This is a genomic window from Staphylococcus roterodami (assembly GCA_022493055.1).
In the GTDB taxonomy this organism is placed as follows: domain Bacteria; phylum Bacillota; class Bacilli; order Staphylococcales; family Staphylococcaceae; genus Staphylococcus; species Staphylococcus singaporensis.
In genome coordinates, this window is record CP092781.1 from 1533542 (window position 1) to 1546366 (window position 12825).

Annotated in this window: 15 protein-coding genes; 3 read left to right on the forward strand and 12 right to left on the reverse strand. The window is 31.7% G+C overall.

Translation table 11 applies throughout. The annotated features are described in order from the left end of the window. Positions 1 to 171: 171 nt before the first annotated feature. The 9 genes from ML436_07375 to ML436_07415 form a co-directional block, all read right to left on the reverse strand. Positions 172 to 1053 (reverse strand): polyprenyl synthetase family protein, encoded by an 882-nt coding sequence (locus ML436_07375; protein ID UMT77024.1) that lies wholly within the window; start codon positions 1051 to 1053, stop codon positions 172 to 174. Continuing rightward, positions 1031 to 1261, reverse strand: a complete 231-nt coding sequence (locus tag ML436_07380) for an exodeoxyribonuclease VII small subunit (protein UMT77025.1) — start codon at positions 1259 to 1261, stop codon at positions 1031 to 1033. The genes ML436_07375 and ML436_07380 overlap by 23 nt, the downstream gene beginning before the upstream one ends. Then, complete coding sequence (xseA, locus tag ML436_07385; GenBank protein ID UMT77026.1) at positions 1254 to 2591, reverse strand: exodeoxyribonuclease VII large subunit; 1338 nt, start codon at positions 2589 to 2591, stop codon at positions 1254 to 1256. The genes ML436_07380 and xseA overlap by 8 nt, the downstream gene beginning before the upstream one ends. 16 nt (positions 2592 to 2607) lie before the next feature. After that, positions 2608 to 2997 carry a transcription antitermination factor NusB gene (gene nusB / locus ML436_07390; GenBank protein UMT77027.1) on the reverse strand — a complete coding sequence of 130 codons (390 nt, stop codon included), beginning with the start codon at positions 2995 to 2997 and terminating at the stop codon, positions 2608 to 2610. Between the two features lie 54 nt (positions 2998 to 3051). Continuing rightward, positions 3052 to 3414 (reverse strand): Asp23/Gls24 family envelope stress response protein, encoded by a 363-nt coding sequence (locus ML436_07395; protein UMT77028.1) that lies wholly within the window; start codon positions 3412 to 3414, stop codon positions 3052 to 3054. An 11-nt stretch (positions 3415 to 3425) separates the two neighbouring features. Further along, positions 3426 to 4784: an acetyl-CoA carboxylase biotin carboxylase subunit gene (gene accC / locus ML436_07400; protein ID UMT77029.1), complete on the reverse strand. Its 1359-nt coding sequence runs from the start codon at positions 4782 to 4784 to the stop codon at positions 3426 to 3428. After that, positions 4784 to 5248, reverse strand: a complete 465-nt coding sequence (gene accB / locus ML436_07405) for an acetyl-CoA carboxylase biotin carboxyl carrier protein (GenBank protein UMT77030.1) — start codon at positions 5246 to 5248, stop codon at positions 4784 to 4786. Before accB ends, accC begins: the two co-directional genes overlap by 1 nt. 469 nt (positions 5249 to 5717) lie before the next feature. Beyond that, positions 5718 to 6275, reverse strand: coding sequence for an elongation factor P (gene efp / locus ML436_07410; GenBank protein ID UMT77031.1), 558 nt, complete (start codon positions 6273 to 6275; stop codon positions 5718 to 5720). Between the two features lie 25 nt (positions 6276 to 6300). After that, on the reverse strand, positions 6301 to 7362 hold the full coding sequence (locus tag ML436_07415) for a Xaa-Pro peptidase family protein (protein ID UMT77032.1): 1062 nt from the start codon (positions 7360 to 7362) through the stop codon (positions 6301 to 6303). 104 nt (positions 7363 to 7466) lie between these two features. Here ML436_07415 and ML436_07420 point away from each other — a divergent pair, with 104 nt between their 5' ends. Together ML436_07420 and ML436_07425 are read left to right on the forward strand one after the other, a co-directional pair. After that, positions 7467 to 8048 (forward strand): hypothetical protein, encoded by a 582-nt coding sequence (locus tag ML436_07420; protein UMT77033.1) that lies wholly within the window; start codon positions 7467 to 7469, stop codon positions 8046 to 8048. A gap of 13 nt (positions 8049 to 8061) precedes the next feature. Beyond that, a complete protein-coding gene (locus tag ML436_07425; GenBank protein UMT77034.1) occupies positions 8062 to 8280 on the forward strand; it encodes a hypothetical protein in 219 nt (72 codons plus the stop codon). A gap of 70 nt (positions 8281 to 8350) precedes the next feature. Here ML436_07425 and ML436_07430 read toward each other — a convergent pair whose 3' ends face one another. Then, the gene (locus tag ML436_07430; protein UMT77035.1) at positions 8351 to 9181 is read right to left on the reverse strand and encodes a lipoate--protein ligase family protein; all 831 of its coding nucleotides are present in this window, start codon (positions 9179 to 9181) and stop codon (positions 8351 to 8353) included. Positions 9182 to 9338: 157 nt separating this feature from the next. Here ML436_07430 and ML436_07435 point away from each other — a divergent pair, with 157 nt between their 5' ends. After that, entirely contained in the window at positions 9339 to 9725 is a 387-nt protein-coding gene (locus ML436_07435; GenBank protein UMT77036.1) for a rhodanese-like domain-containing protein, read from the forward strand. A gap of 274 nt (positions 9726 to 9999) precedes the next feature. Here ML436_07435 and gcvPB read toward each other — a convergent pair whose 3' ends face one another. Further along, entirely contained in the window at positions 10000 to 11472 is a 1473-nt protein-coding gene (gcvPB, locus tag ML436_07440; GenBank protein UMT77037.1) for an aminomethyl-transferring glycine dehydrogenase subunit GcvPB, read from the reverse strand. Beyond that, positions 11465 to 12811: an aminomethyl-transferring glycine dehydrogenase subunit GcvPA gene (gene gcvPA, locus ML436_07445; GenBank protein ID UMT77038.1), complete on the reverse strand. Its 1347-nt coding sequence runs from the start codon at positions 12809 to 12811 to the stop codon at positions 11465 to 11467. The genes gcvPB and gcvPA overlap by 8 nt, the downstream gene beginning before the upstream one ends. Positions 12812 to 12825: the final 14 nt, after the last annotated feature.

Sequence of the window (12825 nt, forward strand, 5' to 3'; positions counted from 1 at the left end):
GCGTCATTATTGTGCTTGTTATTGTGAAAATATAAAATCACTTTATAATTATTTATATAAAATTTTCGTGACATTCTTTATTCAAAAAATCGATTAGTAACAATGTTAGTCGTAAATATACAGAACGTCATTTACAAATTTAACTATTGTTACTAATCGACAACTTTTCTTTTAGTGGTCTCTATTATAAAATAACTCAACGATATCTAATAACGGTTTTGAATTATATTTATCATCGATTTGTTTAAGATTACTAATCGCTGCATCTTTATGATATAACAATTTATCTTCTGCGCCTTTTTTTCCTAATAAACTTACATATGTACTTTTATTATTTTCCAGGTCACTTCCAACCTTTTTACCTAATTTTGTTTCATCACCATAGCAATCAAGCAAATCGTCTTTAATTTGAAACATCAAACCTAAATGTTCACTAAAACTATTTAAAAGTGTTTTCGTATTTTTATCTACATTGGCAATATCAGCAGCACTCATTACTGCAAAGTTTAAAAGTGCACCTGTTTTAGTTCTATGAATCATTTCTAATGTTTCTAGATTAATTGATTTACCTTCACTTTGCATATCAAGCATTTGACCACCAACCATACCTAGATGACCGCTTGCAACAGAAAGACGTTGTAATACTTGAATTTTAACTTGGTCAGCTAGCATGCTATCATTTGAAATCAGCTCAAATGCTTTAGTTAACAATGCATCACCGGCCAAAATTGCAGTCCATTCACCATACACTTTATGATTAGTCAACTTACCTCGTCGATAATCATCATTATCCATTGCTGGTAAATCATCATGTATCAATGAATACGTATGAATCATTTCTAACGCTATTGCACTTTTCATACCTAACTTGTAATTCTCACCTAATGAATCAAGCGTTAACAATAATAGTACTGGACGAATTCGTTTACCCCCAGCATTCAATGAGTACAACATACTCTCTTCTAATTTTGTATCCATAGTGGAATTGTTAATCGCAACAGACAATTCATAATTGATTTGTTCAATTAAATTATTCATTGTTTGATTCATCATCTTGAACATCCTCAGCTTCATCTTTTATTAAATCATTAACCTTTTTTTCGGCATTTTTTAATGTTGTGTCACAAGCTGCTGATAATTTCATACCTCGTTGATATAAATCTAATGATTCCTCTAAAGATACTGTTTCATTATCTAATTTTTGAACAATTTGCTCTAATTCCTGCATCATTTCTTCAAAACTTTGCGTTTCTTTAGTCATTATTCCACCTAACTTTCGTAACTTTTGCGTCTACTGAACCATCTTTCATCGTTAATGTTAATTGATCATTTTCATTTAAATCTTTAGTACTTGTAATGACCTGATTTTCTTTATTAACGATTGCATAACCACGTAACATCGTATTAGTTGGACTTAAATTATTTAAATTTTCCACTTTAAATTTCAAGTCATTTTTATAAGTTAGTATTTTACTATTTAAAACTTTTATAAGTCGTTGTGTCATTTGAACGTTATTTTGTTGTTCTCGATTAACATTTCGTAATAATTCACGTAAATTAAATCTTTGTTGTAATAATTTCAATTGATTCCTTTGTTGCTCAAAGGTTAATACAACTTGTTGTTTTAATTTCTTTTCTAAATCATCTCGACGCTGAATTTGCTGGTCATACAATAAACTTGGTTGTTTAAATTTATAGTATGATGATAAATGTTCGATATGTTTACGATGCTGCTCTAAATACTTTTTGATGAAACGAGTTAACGTAAATTGATATTGTTGAATTTGTTGTAATAGTTCATACTGATCTGGTGTAGCAATTACAGCAGCTTGTGTTGGCGTTGCCGCTCTGATATCTGCTACAAAATCACTTAATGTAAAGTCCGTTTCATGTCCTACAGCTGAAATGATAGGTGTTTGACAATTAAAAATTGCACGGACAACTTCTTCTTCATTAAAATTCCACAAATCTTCAATTGAGCCACCACCACGACCAACAATAATCGTATCTACACCTAAACTATCAGCATATTCAATTTTTTCAATAATGTCTTCTTTTGCTTTTTCACCTTGAACTAAAGTACTTATTTGTATTTGCTCTACGAGTGGAAAACGACTATTAATTGTTGAATGAATATCGCGAATAGCTGCGCCAGTGCTTGCTGTTAAGACTGCAATTTTTTTAGGAAACTTAGGAATTGATTTTTTATTTGAGTCATTAAAATAGCCTTCTTTGGCTAATTTCTTTTTTAATGCTTCTAATTTTTGATATAAGTTACCAATACCATCTAATTGCATTTTATTTACATAAATTTGATAGTTGCCACGACGTTCAAAAACAGAAACACGTGCTTCTAATAAAACCTCGTCACCTTCTTTTGGTTCGAAATTTAATTTAGAAGCACTACCTTTGAACATCATGGCACTTATAACGCTTTCTTTATCTTTTACATTAAAGTATAAATGACCACTTGAATGCTTTTTAAAATTTGAAAGCTCACCTTTAATCAATACAGATTGGAGATGTGGGTCTTGATCAAATTTATATTTAATATATTTCGTTAAAGCTGAAACACTTAAATAATCTGACATATAACATCACTCAATTTTATTTTTTTATATTACTTAATACACCGTTTACAAATTTATAATGATCATCGTCACTAAATTGCTTTGTTAATTCAACTGCTTCGTTCATTACAACTTTTGACGGTGTGTCACTATGCAATATTTCATACGTCGCCATTCTCAAAATAATTCTGTCTGTTTTTAGCAAACGTGAAATTGTCCAATCCTTTAGATATGGACTTATTGTTTCATCTAATACAGGTTCATGATCTTTCACACCTGAAACTAGCCAATGAATAAATTCAAAGTCTAAGTCTGGATTATCATCTTTAATAAAGCTAATTGCTTCATTTATCGTTAAATCACTGTCTTTCATTTCTAACTGAAATAAAGTTTGAAAAGCTTGTACTCGGGATTCTTTACGACTCATTATTAACTCCTTCAAACGTTTGTATTTGTCTTTATCTATTTTGGTTATATCACATTACTTTTCAATAACGATTTGTGTAATGTGAATATTGATTTGTTTCGGTTCTATCGCTGTCATATTAGAAATTGAATTAAAAATTGACGTTTGAATTTTATTTGCAGTTTTTGAAATATTAACACCATGTTTTAAGGCACAATAAACATCAATATAAATGCCATCTTCTTTACTCTCGATTTTTAAATCACGGCTTAAATTTTTACGACTAACTTTTTCTAAATTTGTTTCTTTTAATTCAGCAAAATGACCAGTAATACCCTCTACTTCTGAAGTGGCTATACTTGCAATAACAGATAACACTTCTGGTGCTATTTCTACTTTACCTAACTTTGAATTTGAATAATCTGTTACTTTGACCATGGATTGACCTCCTATTGACCTTCATCATTCATAATACTATTTTGCTCTAAAAAGTTTGTATTAAATTTACCGCTTCTAAATATGTCGTTATTTAATAATTTGATATGGAATGGAATAGTTGTATCAATACCAAGAACCACAAATTCACTTAATGCACGAATGCCTGCCATAATAGCTTCGTCTCGTGTTGATTCATGTATAATTAATTTTGCTACCATCGAATCATAATATGGCGGTATTGTATAATTAGTATAACATGCAGACTCTATTCGAACACCATATCCACCTGGTGCAAGATATTGCTCAATTTTACCTGGTGATGGCATAAAGTTTTTATATGGATTTTCAGCGTTTATTCTGAACTCGATAGCATGTCCATTTAACTTAATATCTTCTTGTTTATAAGGTAATACTTCACCCATTGCAACTTGTAATTGTAATTTTACTAAATCAATTCCTGTCACCATCTCAGTTACTGGATGTTCTACTTGAATTCGAGTATTCATTTCCATGAAATAAAACTTGTTATCATTTAAATCATAGATAAATTCAATAGTACCCGCATTTTCGTAGTTAACTGCCTTAGCTGCGCGCACTGCAGCATTACCCATTTCGCGACGTGTTTCATCGTCTAATATTGGAGAAGGTGCTTCTTCGACTAATTTTTGCATTCGTCTTTGTATCGTACAATCACGTTCACCCAAATGTATGACATTTCCATAACTATCTCCGACGATTTGAATTTCAATATGGCGGAAATTTTCGATGAATTTCTCCATATATAATCCACCGTTACCAAAAGCAGTTTGTGCTTCTTGTTCAGTCATACGGAAGCCAGTTTCAAGTTCTTTTTCATCACGGGCAACACGGATACCTTTACCGCCACCGCCAGCAGTCGCTTTAATAATAACTGGATATCCAATTTTTTTAGCAATTTTCTTTGCCTCTGAAACGTCTTTCATTAAACCGTCGCTACCAGGAACAACTGGTACGTTAGCATTAATCATTTCAGCTTTAGCAACGTCTTTAATACCCATTTTTTGAATAGATTTATAACTCGGTCCTATGAACTTCAATTGGCATGCTTCACATAATTCTGCAAAATCAGCGTTTTCTGCTAAGAAGCCGTAACCTGGATGCACACCATCGCAACCTGTAGATGTTGCAATAGATAAGATATTTGGAATATTTAAATACGAATCTTTAGACAAAGTGGGACCAACGCAATATGCTTCATCAGCAATTTGAGTATGTAGCGCATCCTTATCCCCTTCTGAATAGATTGCCACAGTTTGGATACCTAAATCACGACATGCTCGGATAATCCTAACTGCGATCTCACCACGATTTGCTATTAAAACCTTTTTCATTATTTCACCTTAAATAACGGTTGGCCATACTCTACCATTTGTCCGTCTTCAACTAAGATTTCAACAATTTCACCTGAAATTTCTGCTTGAATTTCATTAAATAACTTCATAGCTTCTAATATACATACTGTTGTTTCATTAGATACAGTATCTCCAACTTGTACATATGCTTCTTCGTCTGGAGATGGAGATTTGTAGAATGTACCTACCATTGGTGCATTAATTGTTTTGTGATTATCTGATGCAGCTTTTGGCGCTTCAGCTTTGTTGTTATCAGTTGCTTGAACTTGTGGTGCAGGCATCACCGCAGTCTCAACTGGCATTTGTGAGATTTGTGGCGTGATTATCTCAGTCTCTTTTTCTTTTTTCAGAGTAACTTTGCCTTTTGTATCTTCAATATTGATTTCCGTTAAAGTTGATTTATCCAGAATTTCGATTAATTCTTTAATTTCTTTAAAGTTCATTGTTACTGACTCCTTCAGTTTGTTTTCATCTACCCGTCTATTTTACTTGAGTCAACTCGTCAATTCAAGCATGTTCATATCGCGGGCGACATTATAAGGTGCATAATTAACTAACATTATTAAACCATTTAATATTTTATGTACGCATTTACTTGTATAAATATCATTATCTTTCTTCCAATTAAAATTTAAAAATCTCTTCATGTAGCGATTCAGAATAATGATTTTGTTTTAACATTTTAATATTTAAATTTTACCTTTAGCTGTGTGCTTTATTTCGTAATTTGTTTAATAACCATGTTATAAGTAATACTCACACAACTTTTTTACATCTGTTTAAAATCAAAAAGCCTCATAACAGCATATAACCTATAATCATTTTAGGCAATAGCTTTTTATGAGACTTTGTTTAAAAATAATGCTTTAAGTTAAAAAGGATATATCAATACATTTGCTTTCAATTAATTGATTAACCTCTTGAAATGTAACTTCCGTCACCAGTATTGATAACTAAAATGTCGCCTTCATTTACAAATAAAGGCACATTTAATGTATAACCAGTTTCAACAGTTGCAGATTTAGTAGCACCTGTTGCAGTATCACCTTTAATACCTGGTTCAGTTTCAGTTACAGTTAATTCAACAGTTTTAGGTAATTCAACACCGATTGTTTCACCTTCGTATGTTTGAATTTGTACTTCCATACCTTCTTTTAAGTAATTCAATTCTTCTTTTAAGTAATCACTTGAAAGTTCAGTTTGTTCGAAACTTTCATTATCCATAAATACGTGATTATCACCATCAGCATATAAATATTGCATGCGGCGGTTTTCAATCATTGCTGGTTCTACTTTTTCACCAGCTCTAAACGTTTTCTCTTGAATAGCACCAGTTCTTAAATTACGTAATTTTGAACGAACGAATGCTGAACCTTTACCAGGCTTTACATGTTGGAAATCAATAACTTTCCAAATAGCGTTATCAACAGAAATTGTTAAACCTGTTTTAAAATCATTAACCGAAATCATTCAGTTTCCTCCTCATTTTACACGCTTATGTTAAAACTATAAGGTCTTTTGTGCATTTAGTAAAGACTTGACACCCATTTTCTGTAATTAAAATATCATCTTCTATTCTAATTCCACCTAAACCATCGATATAAACACCTGGTTCTACTGTAACACAGTTATTTACTTGTAGTTTATCTTGAATTGTTCTTGCTAACATTGGACCTTCATGAATTTCAAGTCCAATACCATGGCCTAATGAATGACCAAATTCTTTGCCATAACCTTTTGAATCTAAATAATCTCTAGAAATTGCATCCGCTTCTGCTCCAGTCATGCCTGGTTTAATTTCATTTATTGCTTTCATTTGAGATTCAAGCACAATTTGATAAATTTCTTTTAGTTTTGGATTCGGCTCTCCAATTGCAAATGTTCTTGTTATATCTGAGCAATAACCATTATAATAAGCACCAAAATCTAACGTTATCATATCACCTTTTTCAATAACTTTATCACTTGCAACACCATGAGGTAATGCACCTCTTTGCCCAGATGCAACAATCGTATCAAATGATGGTCCATCCGCACCTAGTTCAAGCATTTTACTCTCTAAAATTGCTTTTAATTCTTTCTCAGTCATACCAGCTTTTGCCACAGTCAGTATGTATTCATAGGTTTCATCAACAATATCTGCAGCTTTTTGAATCAATGCTATTTCTTCTTTATCTTTTACATCTCTAATTTTATCTACAGCATTTGAAATACTAATTAACGTTAAGCGACTTTTGTTTAATTCTAAATAAGTATCGTAACTTACTTGATGACCTTCAAATCCTATGTTTTCAAAATTTTCTTGATGTAACAACTCTTTAACTTCATCAATAATTGTAGATTTACGATTAACAATTTTATAATCTGGAGCTTGCGCTGTCGCTTGATCAATATATCTAAAATCAGTAATTAAATACTGCTTATCTTTAGATATAATTAACGCACCACTTGTTCCAGTAAAACCTGATAAATATCTTCTATTAAAATCTGAAAGTATAATAACTGCATCTAAATGTTTTTGTTCTAAAATACGATGCACTTGTGATATTCTACTCATCTTATAACCTCCTAGTGAAAAGTTTGTGCATTTCTACTTTATACATTAAAATAATATCATATTAAGGATTAAAAATAATAGATATTGATTTTAGGGAGATTGTAATGAAAAAATTGATTTCAATTGTTGGCGCAACATTATTGTTAGCTGGTTGTGGTTCACAAAACTTAGCACCATTAGAAGAAAAAACAACAGACTTAAGAGATGATAATCATCAACTCAAATTAGACATTCAAGAACTTAATCAACAAATCACTGATTCTAAAAACAAAATTAAAGGACTTGAAAAAGATAAAGAAAATAGCAAAAAAACAGCATCAAATAATACAAAAATTAAATTCATGAATATAACTTCAACATATTATGATAAAGTTGCTAAAGCTTTAAAAGCATATAATGATATTGAAAAAGATGTAACGAAGAACAAAGGCGACAAAGATGTTCAATCAAAATTAAATCAAATATCTAATGATATACAAAGTGCACATAATACTTATAAAGATTCAATTGATGGGTTATCGCTAAGTGACGATGACAAAAAGTCATCTAAAACTATCGATAAATTAAACTCTGATTTGAATAGTGCGTTTGATGATATTAAAAATGGCTATCAAAGTAAGGATAAAAAGCAATTGACTAAAGGTCAACAAGCATTATCCAAATTAAACATAAACGCTAAATCATGATAGGAGCATTTTAATGCGTAATATAATTTTTTATATAATACTTATTGTTGCTGCAATCGGATTAATAGTTAACTTAGATGATTTTATTTTTTCAATTGTTAGAATGTTAATCAGTTTTGCAGTTATAGCTGGAATTATTTACCTTATTTATTACTTCTTCATCTTAACAGAAGACCAACGTAAATATCGAAAAGCAATGCGTAAGTATAAAAGAAATCAAAGAAGAAAATAACAATAATTAAAATGGAAGCGAAGTAAGGTTAAAAACAACCTATTTTCGCTTCCATTTTGTTTAACATTAACTACTTTCTATACGTCCATTCATCTGAACGATATTTTTCAGTGAGTTCATTTATTTCTGCTAATTGTGATTCTGTTAATTCAAGTGGTTTTAATTCAATATTCAAACCTTTTTTAAATCCTTCCTCAAATGCTGTTTCCATTTGATTTATCGTAATATGTTTATCTGAAATATCATTAATAGCGACTGCTTTTTCTACGAAAGCTTCTTTCATTTTTGCTTTCAATCTATCATTTTTATAAATAAACATATCAAATAACTCATCAATATCAATATCTTGTAAAATTGAACCGTGCTGTAAAATAACGCCTTTTTGTCTGGTTTGGGCACTACCTGCAATTTTGCGTCCTTCTACAACTAATTCATACCAACTGGGCGCATCAAAACAAACTGAACTTCGAGGTTGCTTTAACTTTTGACGTTCTTCTGGCGTTTTAGGTACAGCAAAATACGTTTCAAAGCCAAGATTTTTGAATCCTTCTAACAATCCTTGTGAAATTACTCTATATGCTTCTGTTACAGTTGATGGCATATTAGGATGTGATTCAGGAACTATAACACTATATGTTAACTCTTTATCATGAAGCACCCCACGACCACCAGTTTGGCGCCTTACGAGACCGAAACCCTTCTCTTTAACTTTATCAATGTCAATTTCCTTTTGTAATCTTTGAAAATATCCGATTGATAATGTCGCTGGATTCCAAGTATAAAAGCGGATGACTGGATCAATTTCACCTCTTGAGACAAAATTTAATAACGCTTCATCCATTGCCATATTAAAATATGGATCTTTACTTCCCGTATTTATAAAATTCCAAGTTTCAGTCATTTTCTAGAACTCCTATCAGCAAAATGTATAATATTTGATTCGCTAATTAACCAATTTAACTAAATGAATAATAATTGTAATTCTTTAGTGAAATATTTTGATAATTTGACCTAACAGTCTTATAATTATATTATCGTTTAATTAGGGAGGATGCAAGATGAGTGCTAGTTTGTACATCGCAATAATTTTAGTTATAGCAATTATTGCTTATATGATTGTTCAACAAATTCTTAACAAGCGAGCTGTTAAAGAATTAGATCAAAATGAATTCCATAACGGGATTAGAAAAGCTCAAGTCATCGATGTTAGAGAGAAAGTTGACTATGATTATGGTCATATTAATGGTTCTCGCAATATTCCTATGACAATGTTTAGACAAAGATTCCAAGGATTAAGAAAAGACCAACCGGTTTATTTATGTGATGCTAATGGGATTGCAAGTTATAGAGCTGCTCGTATTTTAAAAAAGAATGGATATACAGATATCTATATGTTAAAAGGCGGCTATAAAAAATGGACTGGAAAAATTAAGTCTAAGAAGTAGTCTTTTGTTTTAGTAAACTTAATACAAGATACCTAAAAATCTGAGTGTTTATTTAGTACCAACTTAAATACTCAGATTTTATTATTTATATTGGTTCAGGCATATTAATCAAGGCTATTGAAATTACACAATCATATTTCAACAGTCTAATTTTAAACTACAACTTTAGCAATAAACATATTTTATATATTACTAACATTTTCTCAACCACTAAAACCAAATAAAAAGACTAGCGAGCACAATGTATATACCCACTAGTCAATTCAATACCTATTTATTTTTCTTGTTTAAGATTTTCAAATTTAAGAATTGGCTTACGTGCAGCAGTTGCTTCATCTAATCGGTCAATTACAGTCGTATGTGGTGCTTCCAACACTTTATCAGGATCATTTTTAGCTTCTTCAGCAATACTTATTAAACTATCGATAAAGTAATCTAAAGTTTCTTTTGACTCTGTCTCAGTCGGTTCAATCATCATACCTTCTTCAACATTTAATGGGAAGTAGATTGTTGGTGGATGTACACCGAAATCTAATAATCGCTTAGCCATGTCTAAAGTACGTACACCGAATTCTTTTTGACGAACGCCGCTTAAGACAAATTCATGCTTACAATATTGTTTATAAGGAACTTCAAAATGTTCTGATAAACGCGCCTTAATGTAATTTGCATTCAAAACAGCTGCCTCTGAAACTTCTTTAAGTCCAGTCGCTCCCATCGTTCTAATATACGTATAAGCTCTTAAATAAATTCCAAAATTACCGTAAAATGGTTTGACACGGCCGATTGAATGTTTAATATCATTATCGTATTTAAAAGTGTCACCGTCTTTAATGACCATTGGTTTAGGTAAATAGCTAGCAAGTTCTTTAACAACACCAACTGGGCCTGAACCTGGACCGCCACCACCATGTGGACCAGTAAATGTTTTATGCAAGTTTAAATGAACAGCATCAAATCCCATATCTCCTGGGCGCACTTTATCCATAATGGCATTTAAATTAGCACCATCATAATATAATAGGCCACCAGCATTATGGACGATTTCACGAATTTCCATAATATTTTTTTCGAAAATACCTAAAGTGTTTGGATTAGTTAACATAATAGCTGCTGTATTTTCATTTACAACACGTTTCAAATCATCAATATCAACTTCGCCACGTTCGTTTGATTTTACAGTAACTGATTTAAACCCTGCAAATGAAGCTGATGCTGGATTCGTTCCATGCGCAGAATCTGGCACAATGACTTCATCACGATGACCTTCGCCATTATTCTCATGATAAGCTTTAAATATCATCAATGCAGTCCATTCACCATGCGCACCTGCAGCTGGTTGTAACGTAACTTCATCCATACCAGTAATTTCTTTCAACTCTTCTTGCAAACTATAAATTATTTCTAGAGAACCTTGAACTTGATCTTCATCTTGTAATGGGTGTGATTCACTAAAACCTGGGATTCTAGCCACTTTCTCATTAATTTTAGGATTATATTTCATCGTACATGACCCTAAAGGATAAAATCCATTATCGACACCGAAATTTTTATTTGATAGTTCTGTATAATGACGAACTAAATCTAATTCAGCTACTTCAGGAAACTCCGCTTTATTTTTACGAATAAATTTATCATCTAATAATGATTCTACTGCATCTGTTTTGATTTCGCTTTTCGGTAATGAAAATGCATATCTCCCTTTACGAGATCTTTCAAAAATTAACGGACTTGATTTACTAGTCATTTAACTCACCAGCTTTCTCTACAAATGTATCAATTTCATCTTTTGTTCTTAATTCAGTTACAGCAATTAGCATGTGGTTTTTAAAGTCGTCTGAAACGACGCCTAAATCGAATCCACCAATAATATTTTGCTTAACTAATTCTTTATTAATTTGTTGAATTGGTTTGTCAAATTTAACTACAAATTCATTGAATGAAGTGCCTTCTAGTACTTCGAAGCCTCTATTAATAAATTGCTGTTTAGCATAATTTGCGTGTTCAAAATTTTGAACAGCAATGTCATATATACCTTGTTTGCCAAGTGCTGACATTGCAATTGATGATGCTAGAGCATTTAATGCTTGGTTTGAACAAATATTAGAAGTCGCTTTATCACGTCTAATATGTTGCTCACGTGCTTGTAATGTTAAAACAAAGCCTCTATTTCCTTCATCATCTTGCGTTTGGCCAACTAGTCTACCTGGTACTTTACGCATTAACTTTTTCGTCGTTGCAAAATATCCACAATGTGGCCCACCAAATTGTGCAGGAATACCAAATGGTTGAGTATCTCCTACTACAATATCTGCACCAAATGTACCTGGTGGTGTAAGTAATCCTAAAGCTAGTGGATTCGCATATACAATGAAGAGTGCTTTTTTATCTTCTACAAAACTATGAATTTTTTCTAAATCCTCTATAGAGCCATAGAAGTTTGGATATTGAACAGCTACAGCTGCTGTATCATCATCCACTGCTTGCTCTAATTTATTTAAATCTGTTACAGTACCATCTAAATCGATTTCCACTACTTCGAATTCCTTACGTGTCTTAGCATAAGTATGAAGTACTTGTAGCGCTTGATAATGTAAACCTTTTGATACTACAATTTTATTTTTCTTAGTTTGGCTAAATGCTAAAATACATGCTTCTGCAAAACTAGTCATTCCATCATACATTGAAGAGTTTGCTACATCCATATCTGTTAATTCACATATTAAAGTTTGGAACTCGAAAATAGCTTGTAATTCACCTTGAGAAATTTCAGGTTGATATGGTGTATAGGCTGTATAAAATTCAGATCTAGATATCATTGCATCAACAACTGATGGCGTATAATGATCGTATACACCTGCACCTAAAAATGATGTATGCGTTTCTTTAGTTATATTCTTGCTTGCGATACGATTTAATCTTCTCAGTAATGTTGTTTCTGCTTCACCTTCAGCGATATTTAAATCTCTATTTAATAAAATGTCACCTGGTACATCTCCAAATAATTCTCCAATAGATTTTGCACCAATAGTTTGTAACATCTCTTGTTTGTCTTCTTCAGTTAAAGGTATATAACGATGACTCACAATGCACACCCCTT